The organism is Paenibacillus sp. 1182, assembly GCF_017833915.1.
In the GTDB taxonomy this organism is placed as follows: domain Bacteria; phylum Bacillota; class Bacilli; order Paenibacillales; family Paenibacillaceae; genus Paenibacillus; species Paenibacillus polymyxa_D.
Genome location: NZ_JAFICR010000008.1, coordinates 88,749 through 112,131, shown reverse-complemented (window position 1 = coordinate 112,131; position 23,383 = coordinate 88,749). Strand labels below are relative to the sequence as shown.

Below are 23,383 nucleotides of genomic sequence, written 5' to 3'. Positions count from 1 at the left end.
AAACCTCCCGAACGAGCACATGGCCTAGCCATGCGCCCCATTCGGGAGGTTTTATCATTTCATATGGCGAATCTTCATTCGACTCGCTTGATCCCTATACTTAGTTCTGTTCCTGCTCCACAACCTCGGTCTTAAATACGTTATCCAGTTTGGTACCCAATCTTTTGACCAGCGGCACCTTGATATCCCGGCTCAGCTCCTTGAAAAAAGCGTCCATGTCACAATTAATCTTATCCAACACGACCTTCACGGTACCCTCCTCCAAGATCTGCTCATTCAGATCCTCCGGTACGGTAACCGAGATATCATACTTCTTGCTTAACGTTTTAATGTAGCGGGTAAAGATTTCGATAAGCTCCTCATTGTTGAACTTCTCAACTGCAACTTGCCCTTTGTTGGTAAATTTCAAATTCACTCTCACGTTAGCATTTCCCCTTTTCCTTTTGACCATTTATTTTGGATAAACGTTGAACCTTTCAGAGGCTCTTCAAAGAAAGGGCCTTACCGGTCGTTTTAGACTCTTGTCCTTTGATATACTAAGTATAACACATTAAGGCCGTTTTCATTTCCCAACTTGTCGTTTTATGATAAAAAATGATAAAATTTGCGCATTTTCAGCATAAATTCTTTCTTTTCATGCCAATCATTAGGAATACCCCCTACACAAATACACAAAAAAACGCCTATCTCGCAAAAGAAAGACGTTTCCGTATAGATGCCTAAGTGGTATGCATTTACAGAGGTTTCGTACATTCCCAACCATGTGAACGATACTCACGCACAGCGTCTCGTATATCCTCAATATCATCAGTATGCAGCAAAACGGCAGGTAGAATAACCCAATATTCATTCTCCGCTAGATCAATAAATACGTCCTCGACATCGTAATATTGCATATCGCCAAATGCCGTGTCCCTGATCTTCTGTCCAACTAAAGGTGTAAACGGAGAATCAAATGTTTTCATCACCTTCGTATATTCCTTCACGCCCGTTGCCGAGATTTGCTGTGAAATAATGACGCTCAATGCTGTTACCTCCCTGACCTAATAATGCTCATTATACCCTTCTCTCAGACCCTCTACAAAACCTTGCGTAAAAAAAATCATAAAAATCAATAGACCGATGCCAATAGCAACGGAGCTGATTACAATAATGAAGATGCCCTGCGTGTTTCTTTGTTCCATTCGTTTCGTCAAAATTCCAAAAACCAAACCTAAGACACCCAACAATCCTCCAAAGACAAAAAAACTAAATATGAACCCCAAACCTGCAAAAATCCAGCCAAAGAAAGCGAGCAGCCATCCCTGCTGCTGCGGCTCGCTCTGTTTCATCTGCCAACGTTCCCTCGCTGTAGGTGTATATCTGTCCATTCCTTAACTCCCCCGCTTCATCTGCAAAACCCAACATCGGAATACATTAGGTTCCTCCTACTGCTGACCGGTGAGTTTAAAAGTGCCGCCTTCCCGCTTCCCAAGCGGATAATTTTGAACCGTCATTTCCACCCTCGTATTCTTATCCCATACCGGAAGCTTGTCAGATGTACCGTACTCTTTCATAGCTATGTTTATGACTTCCTCCGCCTTCTTCGTCAATGCAGCTGAGGACATATTATATTTACCATAACCTTGATAAGCACCGCCAAAACCAAGATTAGGTTGATTGTTCACATTCAGTAGCACACCCTTCAACGTGCCATCCTCTGTTACATCAAAAGTCACTTTTTCCAATACAAAATCATCGGTAACGACAGATGTCTGCTCTAACATATGCGTTATGGCTGACAGGTTAGCTGTTAATCTAACTCGTCCCAGTAGCGCCTCTGTATCGTTGTGTTGCTTCGTTAACGCTTGTGTTGTTTTATTTAGTGAAGCGTTCGCACTAGTTAAAGTATTGACCTTCGTATTCAGATTATAATTCCACACCGCCAAGGCTATACATCCTAGTACAGCTACTCCTGAAATGACTGTTGCTACAACTGCGAGCTTACGAACAGAATGTGCTTGCGGCTCCACAGACTGAGCATGACTGCTTAATTCTCCCATACCAAACTTCCTCTCTACTTATATAGTCATATTTTACTATTCCCTCCTCTGATAATCTAGTATATTTTTCCTAATTCCATATTTCTATGCATTTGTACAGGAATTCGTTTCATCAGCCCTGGAGTTTCGGTTCTTTCGTTTTCTAGGAGATGCTGTATTTACCAGATACACACTGCCTGCAATCAGCACCAGCCCCACAACAAACGTCAAAGTAAGCGATTCCTTGAGCATTACCATACTAAAGACTGTGGACAACACCGGAATCATAAACGTATATGAGCCGACGGTTCCTGCATCTCCATTGTCGATCAGTTTAAAATAAATTATCCAGCCCATCGCAATCACGAATATCGAAATAAACAATAGAATTGCGATAAAGGAGGTCGTCCAGTGAATATCGCTCCATTTCTCGGTCGTAAATCCAATCCCATTGAGTATAATCCCTCCCAATACGAGCTGCATCGTCACCGCCCAAATGGAGTCCAGCTGCTGACTTTTTTTCTTCATATAAATCGTTCCGAGCGCCCAGCACAATCCTGAAGCTAGCCCCAACACAATACCCAGTACCGATAAATGCCCTGCCATTCCACCAGAGCTAATCACGATCACCCCGCCAAAACCCAGTACCAGTCCAATGACCTTCAGGGGAAACATGCGCTCCCCTAACCACATCCAGGAGAATAATCCCAACAGGATCGGCTGAAGGAATACTAAAGTGGAAAATAACCCAGCAGGCAAATAACGCAGCCCTACCGTCTGCAAGCCATAGTAGCCTGCAATATTAAATATGGACAGCACAAGATAAGTCCACGCATTTTGTCTAAAACGCAAGGTTTCCCGGTGACGTATAGCGAACAATAGCAGAATCACACCACCCAGCAGGGTACGGATTCCTGAAAAAAATATCGGCGGCGTATCTGGCAAAGCCAGCTTGGTCAACGGCCAGTTGATCCCCCATACCATCACTAATATCAAGACAAGCCACAACGTAGCTTTAGGTGTTAATTTTTTCATAGATGTCTTCTCTCCCTTAGATTTTTCATCGCTCATTGCTACCGACTAAAATCTGAATAGCCGTTTGCAAAGTTTTGCTTTACTAGCGTATACTGTGGTCACTAATAAATAAAATGAATGTTTTCAATAAGGGAGATAACTTTTCACTTATGACCATTACTCAGATTATGATCTTCGTTCGTGTAGCTGAAACGCTAAACTTCACCCAAACTGCCCATGAGCTGCATATGACGCAGCCCGCGGTCAGCCATGCCATCGCCAGCATCGAAAACGAGCTGGGTGTCCAGCTATTGCTGCGCGACCGAAAAAAAGGAGTGCTGCTGACAAATATCGGGCACAAGGTACTGCTGCAATTCCGTATGATGCTGCAAAGCATGGAAAAGGTACAGCAGCAGGTGGCTGCTGAAAAAGGTCTAGACGTGGGCACGATCACGATCGGTGCCTTTCCTTCTGCCTCAGCCTATTTTCTGCCCCCGATTATTCATCATATTCGTCAGCATTATCCGAACCTTGTTTTCGATCTACATGAAGGCTCCACGAATGAAGTCAAGGAGTGGGTGCATACCAGAGAAATCGAAGTCGGTATCATCCTGTTACCAGACCCTCAGGTAGATATCATCCCATTATGTCAGGATGACATGGTTATTCTCCTGCCAGACGGTCACCCTCTACAATCGCACAATAAAATTGCCATCCGTGACTTGAATGAGCAGGATATGATCTTTTGTAAAGGTGGACATGAGGTCGCCATTATGGAAGGTTTTGAACGCGAACAAAGTCAGTTGCAGGCACAATTCATTACTCACAATGTCAGCACCTTGGTCAGCATGGTTCGACAAGGACTGGGTATGGGCATTGTTTCTTCACTCGCCTTGTCCACGTTCCCCCATGATCTGACCGTCAAGGAGACTTCACCTCTGATCACACGTCAAATCGGTATCGCTGTACCATCCCTGCACAATGCTTCTCTGGCTGTACAGTTATTTGTGCGTACTGCGCAGGAGCTGTTTACGGATATGAAGCAGTAGAAGCATTGGATTATGAACATAAGGAGGTCTATTCATATGCAGAGAAATCAAATCATTCGACCAAATAGCTAAATTTCTAACCTATAAGCTTATACATCACATATAATGCATTAATTACATTGGTATATTATCCCATCCCAGCGGGTAACCTATATGCTGAATACCTGCAATTTTCAAACTAGGAGGGTTTTGCATGGATCATCTCGTTATTTTGATCAGAAGTTTTTCTGCATTCGTTATCCTCATGCTAATTGGGAGAATATTGGGGAAGCAAACCCTTTCCAATATGAACTTTCACGAATTCGTAACGGCAGTTATATTAGGAGCTATGGCTGCTAATTTTGCATTTAACCAAAAAATAGAAGTTGTCCACCTATTAATAGCCCTGTCTGTTTTTACAATTACTTCTTATGTTTTATCCAAGTTTTTTTTGAAATTCAGAAACTTTAAGATGTGGACAGAGGGAGCACCCACCGTTCTCATAGAAGGAGGGTTCATTCTCGAAGATAACCTAAAAAAAAATAATATGACATTGGATTCTTTAAACCAACAACTTCGCCAGAAAGAAATTTTTAATATAGAAGAAGTGCAGTACGCCCTCCTTGAGATTAACGGAAAACTATCTGTTCAAAAGAAAAAGGAACTGCAAGCCGTGACATTAAAAGACCTGCAGTTGAATGCAGGTAATGCCACACAGTTCCCAATTGAGCTTGTAATCGACGGACAGCTTTTGCATGGCAATTTAAACTCCAATCATATTCCCGAATCATGGCTGCTGTCTCAACTGAAGGCCCGCGACAAAAAGTTAGAGGACGTATTCTATGCCGTTAAAGGCAGCAACGGCCAACTCTATGTGGATGAATATAAGGATAAAATCCAGCATCCAATTGATGTGGAGTAGTATTGACTTTCGGTCAATAGTTACCTGAGATTCAACGTAATCAGATAATTGTATTTGGCAGCGTGCTTAAGCTCATCCAAAATGATACCGTACACCGTGTCCTTATAGATACCGGCAGGCAAACCAAACCAGATGTTGCGATATCGTTCCACCGCACCCAACTCTCCCATCAAGGCGCGCTGTAGACCTTCTGTATAAGATTGCACCCTCTCATATTGCTCACTACTGATGCCTGCAATTTCCTGTCCTGTCAAAGCCCGATACATCTCTCTGAACATTTTATTGTGACCGCGCTCATCATTACGGATGCTTTCAATAATAGCCACCTGCTCTTGTGAGGGTGCCAAATTGATCAATTCATCGTAGAACAACTCATCGTTACGCTCCCCTTGTACCGCTTCCTTTATCATTTGTACTGCTTTCGGAAATCCTGTGTTCCAGATCGGTACAAAATCGGCCCGCATATAGTATGAATTTCCCCAGTAAGAAGGTACTTGATACAAGTTTATTCCTCCTAATGTTAGTTTTTAGAAAGTATATGCGCATCTGCCCATGTCGGTTCCTAACATTAGGAGAATATACTGATGATAGCTATCCTTCAATGTCGGATCAAACCTCCAGCTACATCATCCCAGCGCCAAGAAACCTCATGTCCATGGAGATGCAGCCCCCCAAACCACTCATCGATCCCTTGAACTGCAATGCGGTCCGCTGATCCATTCAGTACCTCTTTACCCAACTCTGTCAGAATTACCTTTCGGTTCAGAAAATCCGGAATTTGTCTGAAATCCAAGCCCGCCTCAATCCCGTCAATGATCAGCAAAGGATGTTCGCCTTGCGCCAAAGCACGAATAAATTTCCAGTATTCGAGATCACCCATGCCAAGCACATGCAGAACGTCAGTTACCTGACGAAACAATTCCAATGCCGTATTCACTTCATTATGAACGGCCTGAAGCGTGGTCTGTTCCACAATGCCAAGACCATTCTGCTCCGAGGGCAGCCGCTTGAGATGCGCTGTGAAAGCTTCATAGGCAAAAGGCAGGCCGGATGCTGCCAATTCTGCCTTCTTGTCTTCCAGCAGATTAGCCATTTGAACAGGATCAGGAGAAGCATACGCCTTCCAAAGCTCGCTTCCGAGTTCCATTTCTTGCCGCCCAATAGTCCGCCAGGTCCCAGATAATGTCTGAAGCTGTGCCGGAGTGAGCTGTCCCAAGCCATGAAAGCGTTCGATTCCCGGAAACTCCCCAATGCAGAGCAAGCTCAGCTTCGTGCGGCCCAGTTTCTGTCTTTTGAACCAGTGGAGCAGATAGGCGAGCATGCTCTGATCAAACAGGTCATGCTCAAACCACAATACGACTTCATCATACTTAATAAACTCACGAAGTTTCTGCTCCTGTTCCTCACAACCCATAATATATTCGCTGGTCGGAATACCCATCGATTCTTCTAGGACCCTGGCCCGCAATGCCCGTTCTTCCGCCCCCGCTGGATTTAAAAATATCGGTCCTGCCGGATATACCTCTCTCCATACAAGCACATCACCCTGTACAACACCCTGCTTCAACATCTCGCCTACAACATCACCGTTAACAATATGTAGCATGTTTTGCCCTCCCTCATACAAATGATTGAACACAGAAACGAGATCAGCTACCGGGAGTGTACCTTTCAGCTTTCGGCGAGCATCGTGCAACCGCTTCTTAAGCGTCGGGACCGGAGTGCCCAGATAATCGGAAATTTCCTGAAGAGAATAGCCGTAAAAATAAAACAGCAGCAGAGGCACGCGCAGCTTGGCAGACAGTGCCTTCACCGATTGTTGCAGAACTTGGCTCTCCTCCCTACGCTCCGCAATTTCTGCTACACCCGGTACTCCTCCCGATATCTGCACAGCCTCATCCAGAGGAAGCACCGAATGATGCTTGCGCCGCAGCATTCGCTGGCACTGTCTTACCACAATGGTCTTGAACCAGCCTGGAAAAGCAGACGGGGTCTGCAGCTTCTCCAGATTCTGATAAGCTTCTATGAGCGCATCCTGCACGGCATCTTCCGCGAGATGAACATCCTTCAGCATGTCATAGGACACCGCATAGGCCATCCCGCGAAAATGCAGCATTAGCTGCCCGAACGCTTCTTCATCCCCCTGCCGTGCCTTTTCAACCCACTCCTTCATACATCCCTAGCCTCTTTTCTCTCGTGTTCTTAGTCTTAAGTGCCAACTCCGTGGAGGAAGGTTACAAATCAGCTAGTTTCTCAACAGAAATATATCATCCTTTATTTTTTACGAGGTTAAGTTCAATATGACTTCGACCATGTAGCCATAGCAGTTCGTCCAGTAAAAACGTCAATCCATCCTTACTACGCAAACGCTCGATCAGTTCTGTAACGACTTCCATAATCCCACGCTGTACATTCTTCGCTAGTTAGAGGCCCCCACTTTCCCCATCCACATAAAGATGTGGATGGTCCGGTTGTTCTACCTTTCTTACATGTCGCAGACACAGTATCCCATGTTCAAGATAAAAGAAATAACTACGATCATACAGAACTCCCTCAAATAATTCATACATATGAGGATCATCATCAGGTCCATATGTCATGGTAGCCCTTTTTAAACTAACTGGATTGTTCATATATTCTTTCACTCCCTCAGAATTTAAATTGTAAGTTCCTATACTGAAATTCTAGTGAAGTAAAACTCTAATTAAAATAATGTGAATTTTTTATTTGATAAGTCCTGAATGTTTGTATGCAATACTGTAATTTATGTATAAGAAGTCGTTCATTAAATACATTCGCAATATGGTATATATACCAAGTTAACTTCTATTTTGTTAATGAGGTACTTATACTATATGTTTTGAATTCTTATAATCAAATTGGAGAGTGATACAATGAATTTTATAAAATCTATTTATACAAAACAAAACGTAAATAGCTCAGTACTCTTTTTTGCATTTTTAGTTTTATATAGTGTTTTTTCTAAGATTGAAATTAAACCCGTAGCTCTTTTGCTTTTTACAGTTGCATTTGCCTTTTTTAATGCCCTGAGTAAATTTGTCCAATCCACACGTAGTGATAATGATCCTAAGTAAGTAATCTCTACATATTAAAAAAGACCTCCAGGACGAATATAGTACGTGACTATACCGTTCTGGAGGTCTTGATTTACATTTTCGAATTGTTAACACCCCATCATGCAGGTTTGCAGACAATTCATTTCATTGTACCCTTTTAAACTACCTTAACAAGGCTCTTCGTTCGGTTTCCCGGCATCTGTAGCTGTACGGAAGCTTGAACCGCAGCCGCATGTAGCTACGGCATTCGGGTTATGAATCGTGAAGCCGCCTGACATTCCAGACTCTTCAAAGTCGATTTCCAGACCGTCCAGGTAGCGGATGCTTTCCTTTTCCACTACAATCTTCATATCCTGTACGTTCATATATATATCCTGATCCGTCTCGTTGTCGTCAAAGCCCATTGCATACGAGAATCCGGTGCAACCACCTGGCGTAACACCCAGACGTAAAAACATATTCGGCGTTTCCTGCTGCTCCAGCATATCCTTCAAACGCTCAGCAGCGGAATCGGTGATGTTAATCATAGCTCCATCCTCCTCTTTTACTTCATGTTCTCCTTCAGTATACTCCACTATTTGCAGGTGCTCAAGTCATGGAATGTCCTTCCCTTACAGGCTTCAAGACCTGTTTTTCTATTCGTTTGTATTGAACACCGGTGGTGTGAGGTTTATAATAGGTGAAGAGTGTGTAAAAGAAACTGTCGGAAATTTGTCATTTCAAAGGCGATATTTTGAGATATTCATCATTGTAGCCTGGCATTGTAACATTTTTCACATATCGTATATCCGCGCTGCCGTATTTTACCGACGGAACGGGACATCCTGTGCGCACTTAGCGCTTGTGTCGCTGATTTGGCGGACAGCCTCGCACAGAGCAACTTGAAGGAGGAATAGGCATGTCCACATTAGTTACACCTTTTACAGACCGCAGAATGGCGGAAATTGTAGAAAAGGTACAGAACGGGATTCGTTTGAACCTCGAAGATGGTATATATTTGTATGAAACTGACGATATCCTCACACTGGGTCAGTTGGCTAACGAAGCTAATTTACGCAAGAACGGAAAAAAGGTTTATTTTATCGAAAACATGAGCCTGTACTTCACCAATGTATGCGAAGCGCGCTGCGCGTTCTGCAATTTCCGCAAGGATCAGGGGGAAGACGGCTCTTATACGTTGTCCGGGCAGGAAATGATTGATTATGTAGAGCAACACATCCATCCGGGGGTAAGAGAATTTCATATCGTCGGTGGTCATAATAATCATGTGCCTTTCCAATACTATGTAGACTCATTGAAGGCGCTGAATGAAAAATATCCCCACGTTACACTGAAAGCCTACACAGCAGCGGAAATTGACTTTTTCACACGCATAAGCGGCTTGAGTATTAAAGAAGTGCTTGAGGAGCTGCAAAAGGCTGGACTTCAATCCCTGACTGGTGGTGGCGCAGAAATCTTGTCCGACGAATATCGCAAGAAGATGCGTGTTACCAAAGCCAACGTGGACCGCTATCTCGAAGTACATCGCACGGCCCACAATCTCGGCATGAAAACTCATACGACTATGCTGTACGGTTCGGTCGAATCGTATCAGGATCGTATTGAACATATGCTGCAAATTCGCGAATTGCAGGACGAAACGAACGGATTTATGGTATTTATTCCACTGTCCATGCAGCCGAAAAGCAAAAACGCCAACATTATGCGTCGTAACTCCGCTTACGAAGATCTCAAAACCATTGCGATCAGCCGCCTGATGCTGGACAATATCGACCATGTCAAAGCTTACTTCATTAATATTGGCCCGCAATTGACGCAGGTCGCTCTCACCTTTGGCGCATCAGACGTCCATGGCACGATTGTGCGCGAGCAGATCAGCCATGCCGCAGGTGCGTTGACCCCTGCCGGATTGACCCGTAAAGAGCTGATCTGGCTGGTCAAAGGTGCAGGACGCATACCTGTAGAACGAGACACCTTCTATAACGAAATCGAAGTTTTCGAATAAATGTAATATCGGATTCAGATTTCCCGCGAGCATATCATCCCCATTACTCACATCATGCAGCATCATGCTGCCCCGGAATACGCTGGTCTGTCTGCCACAGGCAGGCCCGATTCTCGGGTTTTATAACAACAAAAACTTGTGTTAGATCGACGAGACACCAGACCATTTGCCGGGGACACGGTAGCGAAAGGAAGGCGGATTTTGATGAAAAATTTCGTTATTCTGGGGGGCGGCTATGGCGGCCTTACCATTGCCAAAGAATTGCTGGATAAACACATTCCCGACGATGTTCAAGTTATTTTAGTGGATCGAATGCCCTTTCAGGGCTTGAAAACAGAGTACTATGCCCTCGCAGCAGGTACGGTTTCTGATTTTGATTTGCGGGTGCATTTTCCAGATGAGCAACGTCTTATTCGCAAATACGGAGAGGTCACCTCGATGGATCTGGAGAATAAAATGGTCCATTTTCAAGACGGTGAACCCTTGCCCTATGATCAGCTTGTCATTGCGTTGGGTTGTACCGACCGCTTTCACAATACACCGGGGGCTGAAGAACACAGCTGTACGATCCAGTCGTTTAACCATACCCGCCAAACCTATCTGCGCTTGAACGAAATCAAGCCATATGGACATGTCCATATTGTAGGCGGCGGTCTTAGCGGTGTTGAGATTGCAGCGGAGTTACGTGAAAGCCGCACGGATTTGAATATTACCATTATGGATCGGGGCGAGCGGGTGCTGTCAGCATTCCCGCAACGTTTGTCTGCCTATGTACATGCTTGGTTCAAGGAGCATCAGGTTAATGCCCTGAACCATGTTGCGGTTTCTCGTATTGAGCCGGGGGCTATTTATAACCGTGACGAGCAAATTGTAACGGATGCAGTGGTATGGACGGCCGGGATTCAGCCAGTAAAAATCGTGCAGGATTTAGCTGTCCCTAAAGACCCTCAGGGTCGTATCGTGCTCAACGATTACTACCAAATACCAGATCATCCAGAGGTATATGTGGTCGGAGACTGTGCGAGCCTTCCCTACTCTCCAAGCGCTCAGGCAGCAGAGGTGCAAGGGGAACAAATCGCACATATTGTACGTGATCTATGGAAAGGTCAAACGCCTCACCCGCATCCTTTAAAGCTGCGCGGTACATTAGGCGCACTTGGCAAGAAGGCCGGGTTCGGCTATGGCTTTATGGGCAGCACTTCATTGCGCGGCCGTGTACCACGCCTGCTTAAAAGCGGTGTGCTCTGGAAGTCCAAACGCCATTTTGGCTGATCATGCTAAACAAACAAAGAAGACCCGCTCCCAAAGCAGGTCTTCTTTGTATATTGCGTGTATGGGCTAACAGAGCATTATATTTCAATCCAAGTCTAGGTTATCCCATGCTTCAGCTTCCTTAATTTTGTTCATAATCACTTCGTACAGAAGCTCTGCTGAATCTGCGGATACAATCTCACCATTGACCATCGCATAGGGTTCCGCGTTACACTGACCGCAATTGCTTAGGCAGCCGTATTCAATCACATCATAATCTGGATTCTGTTCCAGCTTGGACATGATTTCATCAGTGCCCCAATGCATATTACTGGTGCAAAACTCAATAATAGGTCTTAACATTTTTTCACCTGCTTTGGATGACGGGCATTTTAATTTGGCCCGCTTTGTAATATAATAATAAAGGTATAGGAAAGGAGTTGAATTCTAATGAGCGAAACACAAAGCGTTCAAATGTATGATGAAGTAGCAGATGTACTGGATAAGCTCCGTCCGTTCCTGCAACGCGATGGCGGCGACGTTGAGCTGGTTGACGTTGAAGACGGCATCGTTAAGCTGAAGCTGGTAGGTGCTTGCGGCAGTTGCCCAAGTTCCACAATCACGCTGAAAGCAGGGATTGAACGCGCTCTTCTCGAAGAAGTCGACGGCGTCCAAGAAGTGGTACAAGTATTTTAATGCTTGATGCATAATGATCATGAGAGTCTTGACTTCGGTAACGAAGCTCAAGACTCTTTTTTGTGTTACAGCGTCTGAGGGATCACTCAAGCTTATATGGTTGGCCGAATGGGGTCCAATCCTCCCGATACATCCATAATATTGCCTGTTATAAAATCCGAATGCTCCTCACACAAATAGGCGATCACTCGCGCAATGTCCTCTCCGCTCCCCGGACGCCCACGCGGTGTCTCTTTATCCTGCATGCCGATGACATCGGCGATTGACATTTCCTTATTTGCTCCTCGAATATCCCCTGGACAGATCATATTGACCGTGATGCCATAAGGAGCCTCCTCTACAGCCAGTGACTTCGTAAAAGACACCAGCCCCACCTTGGCGGCTGCGTAGACGGCGCGATGCGGCCAAGCCCTCGCTTCTCCAGCATGACCAAAGCCAAAATGAATAATACGTCCCCATTGCTGGCTACGCATGTGAGGCAATACCAAATGATCCAGCAACATGGTACCGACCAGATTCCCTTGTATCATGGTATGAATCTCAGCTACACTGTAATCCGCAAACAGGCGGCGTTCCCGGATGAACGGTCCAGCATTGTTCACCATAATATCGACTCCGCCTAGCCGATCCTGGACTTCACCAATCAGCCTCGTGATATCTTTCTGAACAGTGATATCCCCTTGTAAAGACAGGCAGCGTACTCCCTTAGACTCAATCACCCGCTTAAGCGCTTCGGCTTCTGCTTGGCTATGCACATAATTCAGCGCAATATTACAGCCTTCATTCGCCAGACGCAGAGCGGTCGTTTTACCTAAACCTTTGGCACTACCCGTTATGAATGCGACTTTATCTCTCAACAATTTTCCTCCTGTTCACAGAGAACGGTCACCCCCAAGTATAAAATATTTAAGCTTCCCCTACAACTCTATCCAAAAGAAACCCCAGTCCTCTTGTTCAAGAGAATCTGGGGTTTGCGTGCAATGTGTTCTCGTTCCCTACTTAAAATGCCGGGATAATTGCGCCTTGGTATTTATCTTCAATGAATTTTTTAGTTTCTGGGGATTGCAAAGCTTTAAGCAGCTTCTGAATCGCTTCAGAATCTTTATTATCAGGACGAGCTACCAGAACGTTAGCATATGGAGAATCTTTATCTTCCAGTGCCAGTGCATCCTTCGTCGGGTTCAGCTTAGCTTCCAGAGCGTAGTTCGTGTTGATCAACGCAATGTCCACTTCAGGCAACTGACGTGGCAGCATAGCCGCTTCCAGCTCCTTGAATTTCAGGTTTTTCTTATTTTCAGTAATATCTTTTACCGTAGCTTCAATGTTGCTTGCGTCTTTCAGCTTGATCAGACCTTGTTTTTCCAACAACAACAATGCACGGCCTCCGTTTGTTGCATCGTTCGGAATGGCTACCGTTGCGCCATCTGGGAGTTCATCAAGCTTTTTATATTTTTGGGAGTAGATGCCGAAAGGCTCCAGGTGAACCGCGCCCACAGAAACCAAATTCATTTTGCGCTCTTTGTTCATAACATTCAAGTAAGGTACATGTTGATAGAAGTTAGCATCCAACTGCTTGTCAAACAATTGAACGTTCGGCTGTACATAGTCGTTAAACTGAACGACTTGGAGACGAACCCCTTCTTTTTCCAACTGAGGTTTGATTGCTTCCAAAATTTCCGCATGCGGCACAGGAGAAGCTCCAACTTTCAGCTCCACTTCACGTGGTGATCCGCCTGTATTTTCGGCCGCATTGTTTGTATCCGATGTTGTGCTCTTTGTGCCGCAAGCAGCCAGCACCGCAATTAATGTCAAGCTTAATACAGCCAATACCCATTTCTTCATGTTATTACCCCTCCAATAATTTGTAATATTCAGGAGCAGACGTCCTGATCAATAAGGATATCTATATGTTTTCCCTATTTTCGAGTATAATGCCGCACGAGACGGTCTCCCGCCATTTGCAGCAATTGAACCAATACGACCATCAGCACGACCGCAACGATCATTACAGCCGTTTCATAACGATAATAGCCGTAGTTGATAGCCAGTGTACCCAGTCCACCGCCCCCGATCATCCCGGACATTGCCGTGTAGGATACGAGTGTAACGACGGTAATGGTTAATGCGGCTAGCAGTCCCGGAAGTGCCTCACGTAACAGCACACGCCGGATAATTTGTCCTGTCGAGGCCCCCATTGCTTGTGCGGCTTCAATGACACCCTTGTCCACTTCACGCAGAGACGTTTCGACAAGACGTGCGAAGAATGGGGCAGCCCCGATAACCAATGGTGGGATGGTTCCCAACACCCCGGTCGAGGTACCTACCAGCGATCGTGTAAAAGGAATAAGTGCAACGATCAAAATGATAAATGGCACGGAACGTAAAATGTTAACGATGAATGATAATACAATGTATATCACCTTCATCAGAGTCAACGAGGAGCGGCTCGCCAGAAACAATAATATGCCGAGCGGCAAACCAATAATGAGGGTGAACAATGCGGATGCACCGAGCATCTGAAGGGTTTCCATAGTAGAATTCCCTAGCTCTTCCCAACTCACTTGTGAAAAATCAAGTTCGCTCATTGTCCGATCACCTCCACATCAAGTCCTTGCCCAGACACTTCGCGCAGCGTATGCTCTATATCCTCATGATTTCCTTCAAAACGAACGATTAGCTGACCATAGGGTACATTTTTAATCGTAGATATGGTTCCCTGCAAGATCGCAAAATCAACCCCAGTGCTTCGAGCCGTACGCGACAGAATCGCATCATATGTTTTGCTGCCCAAAAAGGAGATACGCACCACCTGTGCCGACTCGCCGCCACCTGCTGCCGCAATCGCTGCTTGCAACTCCTCGGGATGTTCTGACTCCCGCTGGATAAAGTCCTTGGTTACCTGGTGCTGTGGCTTCAAAAATACTTCCGCCACCGGACCTTGCTCCACGATGTCACCCTGATGAATGACGCCAACTTTATCACAGATGCTTTGAATGACATGCATTTCATGTGTAATCAGCACGATGGTTAAATTAAATCGCTGATTAATATCCAGCAGCAATTTCAGGATAGACCCCGTCGTCTGCGGATCAAGCGCAGAAGTCGCTTCGTCACACAGCAATACATGAGGATCACTAGCCAACGCCCGCGCAATTCCTACCCGCTGTTTCTGTCCACCTGAGAGCTGTGACGGATATTTTCCACTGTGCTCTTCGAGACCCACCAGTTCCAGCAGTTCACGGACCTTCTGGTCCAACTTCTGCTTGGGCGTGTTTACCAGCCGCAACGGAAATGCAATATTGTCATATACCGTCGCCGAAGACAACAAATTAAAATGCTGAAAAATCATTCCGATTTTTCGGCGCTGCATTTGTAACTGGGATTGATTCACAGTAGTGAGGTTTACCCCGTCTACCCATACTTCACCTGAAGTAGGGCGTTCCAATAAATTAATACAGCGGATCAATGTACTTTTCCCCGCTCCGGAGTGACCAATCACTCCGAATATTTCTCCACGCTTTATAGAAAGATTCAACCCAGACAGCGCATTAACGCGTCGGTTGCCTTTGCCATAATGCTTGGTTAACTGCTTAAGCTCTATCAACGTGCTGCGACCCCCTTCACTTCTTCCTTACCCTTTTTACCAGTTGTCATCTCTCAGGATTGTATAAAATCGCTATTTATTTATACAAAAAAGAGCCCCTTTCACAGAATGAAAAGGGCCCCACCTAGCGATCCTTTTCTCATCTGCCAAAATCGCTATAACTCTAGCGGTTTTGTAGGAATTAGCACCATCATGTTCCCTCCCAGTGTATTACACCGGGAAAAAAACGGGTTGCCGGGCTTCATCGGGCCAGTCCCTCCACCTCTCTGGATAAGAAAAATATGTTAAACTCCAGCTTTAGCTGTCCGTTAAGTTTATATAAAAAAACATAATTCAAGCATTTTTCTGAAACTAGGTTTCAGTATAGATAGTTTACATTGCTTTGTCAAAGGATATTTTCTATCATATTTTTGGGCGTACTGCCCGGTTCTCCCATTGTTTCGCAGTATAAGTAAAGGCGATTGACAACGACCGACACACCATTTCCAAGCCCTGCTGCAAATCTTCCAAATGGTGATCGAGATCCTCCAGTTGGATTTTTCCATACAAAGCTCGGTGTCGTTGCCAGAGATCATCCTGCATTTCCGTATTCATATAGTGTATCTCCGTATTTCGCCGCTTACGCAGCCGATTGATGGCATCGTTGTATGTATCCTTGATATCATTTAAATTATCGGTCAATACAGGATGCATTTTGAGATACTTGAGCTGCCGCAACACGGTAAAATACGAATAATGAGCCTTATACTGCCCTGTTTTTAAATCATACAGATCATTTAGCCAGTTGCCCAGCTTATCCAAAATGGAAAATACCCTCACAAACCCATCTTTATAAAAGAAAACATACAATGCATAGTCGGATTTTTCATCCTCACTCATATCTTCAGCATATCCGGCTTTCACTTTCATACGGAAAAAGGCGGCAGCATGATGGCTCTGCTCCAGTTCATCCAGAGATGACATTAGACCGCGTGTCAAAATATCCGCCTTCCGAAAATCGTGGGTCGGATCTCCACCAGCCTGAATTTGCCGTTCCAGCAGGTTCAACATATCTGACATGCTATTCATGGCATCTAGCAGGATGCCCTTGTTCACACGCGGCGGCTCACCCAGTAGCTTGCGTATCATGCTTACGCCTCCTTATAAATATAAAATCCGGCTGTAGGTTTAATTAGGGCGTCAAGCGAAATAACTTGTCCATCGTTGATCTACAAGCTTAACAATATCCTCACGCGGTAACACCTCATCCGGATACCCCGGCTTCATACGCGCATCCACTACAATCGGCAGCTTATAGTTCAGATGATGCAAACGCACTTCGCTGTCCGCGTACATATCCGTAGCCGGGTTAAAGCGAGTGAATACCGTCCACAGGAACGAGGCTTGAGAGCGAACGACTTCCTTGGCATCGTCCACAATGAAAACGAGCGGCCACTCTTGCTCACCCGCAGCTAATCGCTCCAATACACGCGCAGCGAGTTCAGGCTCCTGCTCAAAGGAAGAGCCGGACACAACGAGGCACCCTCCGCAATAGGGCTCAATTTCACGAATGCCCGGCAGATCGCCTCCCTCATAAGCACGAGGCAATTCACGTACAGGCTCACCTATTCCCATCAGGATCGCCTTACTGCCATGATTCAGCTTGCGGCCTGTGTAATCGAGTGTATCGTGTGACGTGTGATTGAAAATAAATAAATCCCTTGCTGGATTAAATCGCTCCAGAATGGTTTCTAACAGCAGGTTAAAGTCAGATAAATCAATGACTCGATCTGTCAGCATCAGGAACTTGGTCAATGACAATTGACCTTGACCCAAAATGGTAAAACCGGATACAAGCGCTTCACGGGAGTAGCTTTCACGTACGACTGCCGCTGCCAGCGCATGTACGCCCGTTTCCGCATACGCCCACAGGGACTTGACGGAAGGCATCACAAGCGGATAGGCAGGCGACAGCAGACGTTGCAAAAACTCACCGAGGTAGTAGTCTTCTTGCCGAGGCTTACCTACAATAGTTGCCGGATAAATGGCATCCTTGCGGTGATGCATATGTTTGACATGAAATACAGGGAAATCATGCTGTAATGAATAATATCCAAAATGATCGCCAAACGGGCCTTCCGGACGGCGTTCATGAGGTGGCACATAACCGCTGATTGCAAATTCTGCTTCTGCTGGAATCCGATGACCCCCAAGCGGGTCCTCTGTCATGGGCAGCTTGCCTCCCATAATAAGCGAAGCCAGCAACAGCTCAGGCAAGTTTTCCGGTGCTGGAGCAATGGCAGACGCAATCAGAGCAGGCGGGCCACCGATGATAATCGTCGTAGGCAACGGCTCATTACGCAGCTCCGCTTCATGATAATGGAAACCGCCGCCTTTATGAATTTGCCAGTGAATGCCCGTCGTCTGATCATCATAAATCTGAATGCGGTACATCCCCAGATTATGATCCTTGGGCTGACCTGGCTTCTCGGTATACACGAGTGGAAGGGTAATAAACGGTCCTCCATCCTCATGCCAACTGGTCACTTTAGGCAGTGGTGCCAGCGGAGCCTCTGTACGGCGAACTCCCAATACAGGAGCCTCGCTATGAGATACTGTTTTTAGGCCTACTTTTAGCATGTCCTTAATCAGGCCACGTTCATTCCACAATGCTTTGGGTGTAGGTGGAAACAATGTTTTGGTTGCTCCTACAATCGCATCCATCAGTTGCTCTGGGCGCGGGCCAAAAGCCATGTCCACACGGCGATTCGTGCCAAACAGATTACTGGCTACAGGAAACGGAGTTCCTTTTACATTCGTGAACAGCAGTGCCGGCCCTTCTTCCTCAATGACTCTTCGATGAATCTCAGCCAGCTCCAAGTAAGGATCGACAGGTGCCTCTATAATTTTAAGATGATTTTCTTTACGCAGTGCTTCAATAAATTGGCGCAAATTCTGGTAGATCAACTGGACGATTCCTCCTAAGCAAATCAAGCCCTCGAGAAACTCGTGGGCCTGGTTTGTTTCTTATATGCTATTATACGTGTTTAAACGCCACTTGGGCAAAAATCCGCTTCACTATGATCTATGAAATGCTTAGGTACGTTGTGCTTGGGTCGGAACAAGCTTGCGATCCGGTGACAATTGCCATACACGATAGCTCAGATAAGCCAAGATGGAGAACAACGATGCAATCACCAGCATATGCCCCAGCACGATAAACATGTAGATTTCAGGTCTGTTGACGTACAGCAAGATAATTCCAATCACCACTTGAAGCAGGATTAACAAGACCGATACAACACCCAATATACGGATGTCCCGGTGATTCGGGTGATAACGGTATGCGTAGTGACCCACAGCCAAGATAATGACGAACAGCAGACCGGCTGAAATCTGATGAAGCAACAGTGGAGATATGAAGCCTCCAATATTTACAACCTTCTGGATGACCGAGTGACTAAGCAATGCCCCTGAATAGACAGCAATATAGGTATAGATCGTCGATAGCCATATAAAATTACGAAAGCCCCGACTGACAGGCCCAGGAATCAGACGCGGAGTGTGGCGTGAGTCCGCATGCTCCTGCCAGGCCCCCAGCGTCATCATAGTCGCACTGGCAAAAGCGATAAGCGCAAAGCCAAAATGCAGTCCCATGACCGCAGCTGATTGGGAGAATATGACAGCCAACGCCCCCATTGCACCTTGTATGATCACAAACAAGAGCGTGAGCAGCGAGAATAGCTGTAAATCCTTTCGATGCTTCATAAACAGCAAAAAGCCAACAAATGAGGCGATAGAAAGAATCCCGGCCATGGCACTGACGGAGCGGTGAGAGAACTCAATAAGGGATGCGATCGTATGTGCCGGAACCAGCTTACCATTGCATAGCGGGAATTCCCGGCCACAGCCCAGACCCGAATCCGTCCGCGTCACAACACCTCCACCGAAGGTAGCCAAAAACATGACAATACATGTTACGAGTGCCAGCCATTTTAATATTCTAATTTTGTTATTCAAATTCACCCGTATCCTTCCAAATATAATATTTATTCACTTTATATGTTGTGAAATGATCACTTATAGTAATTATAACTGATATATCGTTCCTTGACATACGAGCTTTGTTGACAAAATGTGAACGTGTTCGTGAGAAAGCCGCCCCCTTGAAAGGAAGCGGCTTTCTGAATGTCTTGATGTTTAAAATTCAATTTGGAACCTTCATGTATGCATGTACAGCATTCATTATTTTGCCAAGCTCGCATGGACTTCAACAGCCCGATCCAAAAATTGCTCAATCTCCTCGCGGGATTTGCGCAGTCTGTTCACCAGACGTACCAGTTCTCGCCCTTCACTGTAAGCGATAAAGCTAGGAATCCCCAATACATTCTGCTCTTGACTGACGCTTTCGGCCTGTTCTACATCAATCTCAATTAATGTAAGCTTATCTGCATATTGTTGTTCCACATCAGGCATGAACGGATCAATGAAATGACAATCCCCACACCAGTCCGCCTTAAATACAGCCACCGTTACGCCCGGAGTGGATATTGCCTTATTAAAGTCTTCATGAGAGACGATTTTTTGCATGGATGATTCCTCCTTAAATTCTTTTTATACTGAAAAGATTGCACTTTCTATTGTAACGCCAAGTGAAGCTTTTGCACACTCCCCCATTCTGCTCACATGCCGATTGGAAGCCCTCTCATTGAGGCATACTAAATATATACTTAAGAATCCACCACATAAACGACGACATCCTAACAGCATACCCAACTTACTTGGCAGGATACGGGGATGCTTGCAGTTGGAAAGGAGGTTATTTAGTCATGTCTCTTACCGAATGGCTCCATACGGCATCTCGACAGCTTCAGGGAGGGCTAAAGTTACTGGGTTCCGTTCCCCGTGTTGCTGAGGAAGCTTGGGAAGGCAAACGGGCAGCCTGGACCGAATCCCGCAAATTACGCTACCCCTTGCGTGAACTAGCGTGGGATTATCATACGGCACAGGCCGCTATGAATGAAGCTGAAGCGTTAATGTTGGTGAACGGACCCGCTACGCGTCCCTCTTCTCTGAATATGCCCTTATGCGAAACAGACTGTGAGCTGCTGGAGCGGATCAAGAACGATACAGCACAGGAGAATCGCAGCAACGTTACCCGCACTGCTGCTTACCTTGAATGCTATCGTGGCTACCCGGAGTTACACTGGGCATTACTGGCTCACCTGGTTTCTCGTAATGGCGGCTATCATATGACCGATCTGAAAGGGGGACTGATTGACAACCTATTCGGCGAGCAGGAAAAGGAATGGCTGTATCGGCTACTGGAGCGCTGTAACGCCCTTATTTTTCAAGACGCTTATCCGCAGTTGCAACTTTACATGCACAGCCGTCATTTAGGTCGGAGTTGCTTTCATTTGTTGCCTTATTTTCACGTTTCGCCATTCATGAAGCCCTTTTGGGAACGTTTCTGGGCATGGCGTGATAGCTCTCTGTTGACTGTGGCGCTCATCATTAATGAACAAAACTATATTGAAGGACGTGTGGTAAAAGATCCGTATTTTCAAAAATTTGTGACACACAAGCCGGGCTTTTATTTGCATGACTGGCTCCAGCTTAATCAGGTTATATTTCCACTTGGGCTAAACGGTGGGCTTGCTGGACTAGTGATGGAGCGTTTCGGCCATTTGGACGAGCGGATCGGCTTTGGCAAAAGTCTCTATGCTATGCTCTTCGGCCATCAGCAGGTGCTGGACCAGGCATCAGCATTCGCTAACAGTGTGCCGCATACGGGTTCACGCAGCGACTATTGGCCTGGACTATTCACCCCGAATGAACAAAAAGCGTTGCACTCTCCAGATGAAAGTGCAACGCTTTTAGCACATGAATGGCTACCGCCAGGACAACGTCTGTACAGCCCGGAGCTGAACGCCGTCTGGTCCGATACAACTTATGATCCAATCCCCCGGTATGACTGGTTTCAGGACGGCTCCACACTTGGGCATCTAAGCGAACCAAGGCGACCGCTGTTATTTGCCATGCGCCACGAGCATCGCCATGGCATACAAAAAACAGCAATGGCCCACGTTGCCCATAACAGCTTGCAACCTTTCCACTGAAAGACTGGAGAGCTCTTTTAGCCTCGCTGTCCTGTGGACTCACGCTGTAGGCGCATTAACGGACGTAGTACCTTTTGCAACATACGTGGGTAGTTGCCCAGCTCGTCCCTGCGCAATACGCGCAATACAACCAGCAACACCAAGTAGCATACCAGTACAGTCGCTCCGGCAATGCAGCATGCGATGAAGAAGGCTACACGCGCAGGCATCAGATGCACCAGCAGAATACAGGCTTCATTTACACCGTATCCGATAGCTCCTGAGACGACGACTGCGGTTAGGAAACCTGCCCAGCGACGGCCCATGATGGAAAAGGAGACGATCCCTTTAAGCACACGCAAATTCAGCAATGTGATCACGAGGAAACATAATCCGGTTGCGGCAATGATCCCGTAAATCCCAAGCCAACCAGCCAGCAGCCAGCTCGCTGCAAACTTGACGACGATCCCGACCATGACATTAACCATTGAAATACGCGGCTTGCCCATACCGATCAATATCGAATTAGAAGTCATCATCGTAATCTGGAATATCGTTCCGAGTGTCAGAACAGCGATGATACCACTGCCTCCAAGCGAGCTGAACAGTAAACCATTAATAGAATAGGCGGTCACACATAAAGCCAGCACAATCGGCATTCCAGTCAAAATAGAGATACGCAAAGCCAGCGTCATCTGATTTTGTAAATGCTGCTCATCCTTACGAGCAAATGCCGCTGAAATGATCGGAATGAGCGATTGGCTGAGCGCAATGGCCAAAATCGGCGGAATCCCCGCCACACTCTGTGCCCGAGAGCCTAGATAACCCAACTGAGTAGTCGCCTGATCCAACCCCACTTGACCAGACAGCAGTCTCACCACAATCGAGGTATCAATAAAGTTGACCGCCGGAACGGTCAGAGACGACAATACAATCGGAATGGAAAGCTTAAAAATATCTTTGTAAATGCGCATCATCGGTAGCGCGGAGCTTTCCTCTTGGAATTGATCTTGACGATCCTGTCGATCCTGACGACGCAATTTTACCGTGTAGTACAACATGACCGCCAGAGCGCCAAGACTTCCCATGACACCCCCAAAGGAGGCCCCAGCTGCAACCTCGCGATCTCCATAACCCAGCTTCAAAATAATAAAAGCGAGTATAATAGCGGTCGCTACCCGTGCAACCTGCTCCACGATTTGTGAAATACCGCCTGCGGTCATATTACCGCGCCCTTGGAAGTATCCACGCATCATAGCAATGGCAGGGAACAGCAGTAATGCTGGTGCCAAAGCCTGAATGGCCAAAGCGGATTGCGGAACCCCTGCTACATGCTCGGCAAAATAAGGCGCTCCAAAATACAGCAGCGCTGTAATGATAATGCCTGCCGCAGCCGCGAATATTAAAGCTGCACGATACACACGTCGCGCTTCCGAAGGCCGATCCAGTGCATAACGTTCTGAAACCATTTTGCTCAACGTGCTTGGAATGCCGGCCGTAGCCACCGTGAGCAGCATCAAGTAAGCGTTGTTCGCAATGGTAAACGAGGCGTTCCCTACGGAACCTAGCAGATGCTCCAATGGAACACGCTGTACCAGACCAAGCACTCTGGCCACCAAGGCGGCAGCAGCTAAAATAAGCGTACCTTTAAGGAATGTTTCTTTATTGGACAAAATGCGTTCCCTTCT

The 23,383-nt window shown here is 46.2% G+C and carries 25 protein-coding genes, 1 pseudogene and 1 riboswitch; of the genes and pseudogenes, 7 read left to right on the top strand and 19 right to left on the bottom strand.

The genetic code is table 11. From position 1 onward, the window contains the following. Positions 1–100: 100 nt before the first annotated feature. From JOD82_RS17140 to JOD82_RS17120, 5 genes are all read right to left on the bottom strand, one after another. Positions 101–421 (bottom strand): hypothetical protein, encoded by a 321-nt coding sequence (locus tag JOD82_RS17140; protein ID WP_023990165.1) that lies wholly within the window; start codon positions 419–421, stop codon positions 101–103. A 313-nt stretch (positions 422–734) separates the two neighbouring features. Beyond that, positions 735–1,025 (bottom strand): hypothetical protein, encoded by a 291-nt coding sequence (locus JOD82_RS17135; protein WP_069012616.1) that lies wholly within the window; start codon positions 1,023–1,025, stop codon positions 735–737. Positions 1,026–1,043: 18 nt separating this feature from the next. Then, positions 1,044–1,370, bottom strand: coding sequence for a hypothetical protein (locus JOD82_RS17130; RefSeq protein ID WP_039272696.1), 327 nt, complete (start codon positions 1,368–1,370; stop codon positions 1,044–1,046). A gap of 57 nt (positions 1,371–1,427) precedes the next feature. Then, complete coding sequence (locus tag JOD82_RS17125) at positions 1,428–2,042, bottom strand: hypothetical protein (protein ID WP_069012615.1); 615 nt, start codon at positions 2,040–2,042, stop codon at positions 1,428–1,430. A gap of 84 nt (positions 2,043–2,126) precedes the next feature. Next, entirely contained in the window at positions 2,127–3,056 is a 930-nt protein-coding gene (locus JOD82_RS17120) for a DMT family transporter (RefSeq protein ID WP_069012614.1), read from the bottom strand. 149 nt (positions 3,057–3,205) lie between these two features. Here JOD82_RS17120 and JOD82_RS17115 point away from each other — a divergent pair, with 149 nt between their 5' ends. Then, on the top strand, positions 3,206–4,084 hold the full coding sequence (locus JOD82_RS17115; RefSeq protein ID WP_029518230.1) for a LysR family transcriptional regulator: 879 nt from the start codon (positions 3,206–3,208) through the stop codon (positions 4,082–4,084). A gap of 193 nt (positions 4,085–4,277) precedes the next feature. Next, the gene (locus tag JOD82_RS17110; protein ID WP_069012613.1) at positions 4,278–4,985 is read left to right on the top strand and encodes a DUF421 domain-containing protein; all 708 of its coding nucleotides are present in this window, start codon (positions 4,278–4,280) and stop codon (positions 4,983–4,985) included. A 20-nt stretch (positions 4,986–5,005) separates the two neighbouring features. Here the strand turns inward: JOD82_RS17110 and JOD82_RS17105 are convergent, their stop codons facing one another. The 3 genes and pseudogenes from JOD82_RS17105 to JOD82_RS29240 all read right to left on the bottom strand — a co-directional run bounded on the left by JOD82_RS17105 (position 5,006) and on the right by JOD82_RS29240 (position 7,618). Further along, entirely contained in the window at positions 5,006–5,449 is a 444-nt protein-coding gene (locus JOD82_RS17105; RefSeq protein ID WP_069012664.1) for a ferritin-like domain-containing protein, read from the bottom strand. A 134-nt stretch (positions 5,450–5,583) separates the two neighbouring features. Then, on the bottom strand, positions 5,584–7,158 hold the full coding sequence (locus tag JOD82_RS17100) for a sigma-70 family RNA polymerase sigma factor (protein WP_209949704.1): 1,575 nt from the start codon (positions 7,156–7,158) through the stop codon (positions 5,584–5,586). Positions 7,159–7,252: 94 nt separating this feature from the next. Further along, a pseudogene (locus JOD82_RS29240) lies at positions 7,253–7,618 on the bottom strand (hypothetical protein). A gap of 261 nt (positions 7,619–7,879) precedes the next feature. On the opposite strand from JOD82_RS29240, the gene JOD82_RS17095 reads away from it, so the two are divergent. Further along, positions 7,880–8,080 (top strand): hypothetical protein, encoded by a 201-nt coding sequence (locus JOD82_RS17095; protein WP_029518226.1) that lies wholly within the window; start codon positions 7,880–7,882, stop codon positions 8,078–8,080. A gap of 149 nt (positions 8,081–8,229) precedes the next feature. On the opposite strand, the gene JOD82_RS17090 is transcribed toward JOD82_RS17095, so the two are convergent. Further along, positions 8,230–8,589, bottom strand: a complete 360-nt coding sequence (locus tag JOD82_RS17090; RefSeq protein WP_013311832.1) for a HesB/IscA family protein — start codon at positions 8,587–8,589, stop codon at positions 8,230–8,232. Positions 8,590–8,960: 371 nt separating this feature from the next. On the opposite strand from JOD82_RS17090, the gene mqnE reads away from it, so the two are divergent. Together mqnE and JOD82_RS17080 are read left to right on the top strand one after the other, a co-directional pair. Beyond that, positions 8,961–10,067 carry an aminofutalosine synthase MqnE gene (gene mqnE, locus JOD82_RS17085; RefSeq protein ID WP_029518225.1) on the top strand — a complete coding sequence of 369 codons (1,107 nt, stop codon included), beginning with the start codon at positions 8,961–8,963 and terminating at the stop codon, positions 10,065–10,067. A 204-nt stretch (positions 10,068–10,271) separates the two neighbouring features. Further along, positions 10,272–11,339 (top strand): NAD(P)/FAD-dependent oxidoreductase, encoded by a 1,068-nt coding sequence (locus JOD82_RS17080; RefSeq protein WP_029518224.1) that lies wholly within the window; start codon positions 10,272–10,274, stop codon positions 11,337–11,339. Between the two features lie 84 nt (positions 11,340–11,423). Here the strand turns inward: JOD82_RS17080 and JOD82_RS17075 are convergent, their stop codons facing one another. After that, entirely contained in the window at positions 11,424–11,681 is a 258-nt protein-coding gene (locus JOD82_RS17075; protein ID WP_023990179.1) for a YuzB family protein, read from the bottom strand. Positions 11,682–11,768: 87 nt separating this feature from the next. Here JOD82_RS17075 and JOD82_RS17070 point away from each other — a divergent pair, with 87 nt between their 5' ends. Then, positions 11,769–12,014 (top strand): NifU family protein, encoded by a 246-nt coding sequence (locus JOD82_RS17070; RefSeq protein WP_013311836.1) that lies wholly within the window; start codon positions 11,769–11,771, stop codon positions 12,012–12,014. Positions 12,015–12,106: 92 nt separating this feature from the next. On the opposite strand, the gene JOD82_RS17065 is transcribed toward JOD82_RS17070, so the two are convergent. The 8 genes from JOD82_RS17065 to JOD82_RS17030 all read right to left on the bottom strand — a co-directional run bounded on the left by JOD82_RS17065 (position 12,107) and on the right by JOD82_RS17030 (position 20,187). Further along, positions 12,107–12,871 (bottom strand): SDR family oxidoreductase, encoded by a 765-nt coding sequence (locus tag JOD82_RS17065; protein WP_029518222.1) that lies wholly within the window; start codon positions 12,869–12,871, stop codon positions 12,107–12,109. A 142-nt stretch (positions 12,872–13,013) separates the two neighbouring features. After that, positions 13,014–13,856: a MetQ/NlpA family ABC transporter substrate-binding protein gene (locus JOD82_RS17060; protein ID WP_029518221.1), complete on the bottom strand. Its 843-nt coding sequence runs from the start codon at positions 13,854–13,856 to the stop codon at positions 13,014–13,016. A 74-nt stretch (positions 13,857–13,930) separates the two neighbouring features. Next, positions 13,931–14,599, bottom strand: coding sequence for a methionine ABC transporter permease (locus JOD82_RS17055; RefSeq protein ID WP_069012611.1), 669 nt, complete (start codon positions 14,597–14,599; stop codon positions 13,931–13,933). Then, the gene (locus tag JOD82_RS17050) at positions 14,596–15,618 is read right to left on the bottom strand and encodes a methionine ABC transporter ATP-binding protein (RefSeq protein ID WP_069012610.1); all 1,023 of its coding nucleotides are present in this window, start codon (positions 15,616–15,618) and stop codon (positions 14,596–14,598) included. The genes JOD82_RS17055 and JOD82_RS17050 overlap by 4 nt, the downstream gene beginning before the upstream one ends. 136 nt (positions 15,619–15,754) lie before the next feature. Continuing rightward, positions 15,755–15,895: riboswitch (SAM riboswitch) on the bottom strand. Positions 15,896–16,020: 125 nt separating this feature from the next. After that, a complete protein-coding gene (locus tag JOD82_RS17045; RefSeq protein ID WP_069012609.1) occupies positions 16,021–16,746 on the bottom strand; it encodes a Cthe_2314 family HEPN domain-containing protein in 726 nt (241 codons plus the stop codon). A 51-nt stretch (positions 16,747–16,797) separates the two neighbouring features. Then, complete coding sequence (locus JOD82_RS17040) at positions 16,798–18,564, bottom strand: UbiD family decarboxylase (RefSeq protein WP_208332629.1); 1,767 nt, start codon at positions 18,562–18,564, stop codon at positions 16,798–16,800. A 129-nt stretch (positions 18,565–18,693) separates the two neighbouring features. Next, the gene (locus tag JOD82_RS17035; protein WP_029518217.1) at positions 18,694–19,623 is read right to left on the bottom strand and encodes a COX15/CtaA family protein; all 930 of its coding nucleotides are present in this window, start codon (positions 19,621–19,623) and stop codon (positions 18,694–18,696) included. A gap of 219 nt (positions 19,624–19,842) precedes the next feature. Next, a complete protein-coding gene (locus JOD82_RS17030) occupies positions 19,843–20,187 on the bottom strand; it encodes a thioredoxin family protein (RefSeq protein ID WP_025723593.1) in 345 nt (114 codons plus the stop codon). Positions 20,188–20,426: 239 nt separating this feature from the next. Here JOD82_RS17030 and JOD82_RS17025 point away from each other — a divergent pair, with 239 nt between their 5' ends. Then, the gene (locus JOD82_RS17025; protein WP_029518215.1) at positions 20,427–21,716 is read left to right on the top strand and encodes a DUF2515 family protein; all 1,290 of its coding nucleotides are present in this window, start codon (positions 20,427–20,429) and stop codon (positions 21,714–21,716) included. 17 nt (positions 21,717–21,733) lie between these two features. On the opposite strand, the gene JOD82_RS17020 is transcribed toward JOD82_RS17025, so the two are convergent. Continuing rightward, positions 21,734–23,368: a putative polysaccharide biosynthesis protein gene (locus JOD82_RS17020; protein ID WP_029518214.1), complete on the bottom strand. Its 1,635-nt coding sequence runs from the start codon at positions 23,366–23,368 to the stop codon at positions 21,734–21,736. Positions 23,369–23,383 lie beyond the last annotated feature (15 nt).

What these genes read in the sequence shown, in the direction of transcription:
- JOD82_RS17115 (WP_029518230.1), top strand. Translation starts at nt 3,206, where the DNA reads ATGACCATTACTCAGATTATGATCTTCGTTCGTGTAGCTGAAACGCTA.
- mqnE (WP_029518225.1), top strand. Translation starts at nt 8,961, where the DNA reads ATGTCCACATTAGTTACACCTTTTACAGACCGCAGAATGGCGGAAATT.
- JOD82_RS17045 (WP_069012609.1), bottom strand. Translation starts at nt 16,746, where the DNA reads ATGATACGCAAGCTACTGGGTGAGCCGCCGCGTGTGAACAAGGGCATC.
- JOD82_RS17030 (WP_025723593.1), bottom strand. Translation starts at nt 20,187, where the DNA reads ATGCAAAAAATCGTCTCTCATGAAGACTTTAATAAGGCAATATCCACT.
- JOD82_RS17125 (WP_069012615.1), bottom strand. Translation starts at nt 2,042, where the DNA reads ATGGGAGAATTAAGCAGTCATGCTCAGTCTGTGGAGCCGCAAGCACAT.
- JOD82_RS17120 (WP_069012614.1), bottom strand. Translation starts at nt 3,056, where the DNA reads ATGAAAAAATTAACACCTAAAGCTACGTTGTGGCTTGTCTTGATATTA.
- JOD82_RS17055 (WP_069012611.1), bottom strand. Translation starts at nt 14,599, where the DNA reads ATGAGCGAACTTGATTTTTCACAAGTGAGTTGGGAAGAGCTAGGGAAT.
- JOD82_RS17095 (WP_029518226.1), top strand. Translation starts at nt 7,880, where the DNA reads ATGAATTTTATAAAATCTATTTATACAAAACAAAACGTAAATAGCTCA.
- JOD82_RS17025 (WP_029518215.1), top strand. Translation starts at nt 20,427, where the DNA reads ATGTCTCTTACCGAATGGCTCCATACGGCATCTCGACAGCTTCAGGGA.
- JOD82_RS17075 (WP_023990179.1), bottom strand. Translation starts at nt 11,681, where the DNA reads ATGTTAAGACCTATTATTGAGTTTTGCACCAGTAATATGCATTGGGGC.
- JOD82_RS17130 (WP_039272696.1), bottom strand. Translation starts at nt 1,370, where the DNA reads ATGGACAGATATACACCTACAGCGAGGGAACGTTGGCAGATGAAACAG.
- JOD82_RS17100 (WP_209949704.1), bottom strand. Translation starts at nt 7,158, where the DNA reads ATGAAGGAGTGGGTTGAAAAGGCACGGCAGGGGGATGAAGAAGCGTTC.
- JOD82_RS17110 (WP_069012613.1), top strand. Translation starts at nt 4,278, where the DNA reads ATGGATCATCTCGTTATTTTGATCAGAAGTTTTTCTGCATTCGTTATC.
- JOD82_RS17090 (WP_013311832.1), bottom strand. Translation starts at nt 8,589, where the DNA reads ATGATTAACATCACCGATTCCGCTGCTGAGCGTTTGAAGGATATGCTG.
- JOD82_RS17105 (WP_069012664.1), bottom strand. Translation starts at nt 5,449, where the DNA reads ATGCGGGCCGATTTTGTACCGATCTGGAACACAGGATTTCCGAAAGCA.
- JOD82_RS17070 (WP_013311836.1), top strand. Translation starts at nt 11,769, where the DNA reads ATGAGCGAAACACAAAGCGTTCAAATGTATGATGAAGTAGCAGATGTA.
- JOD82_RS17060 (WP_029518221.1), bottom strand. Translation starts at nt 13,856, where the DNA reads ATGAAGAAATGGGTATTGGCTGTATTAAGCTTGACATTAATTGCGGTG.
- JOD82_RS17080 (WP_029518224.1), top strand. Translation starts at nt 10,272, where the DNA reads ATGAAAAATTTCGTTATTCTGGGGGGCGGCTATGGCGGCCTTACCATT.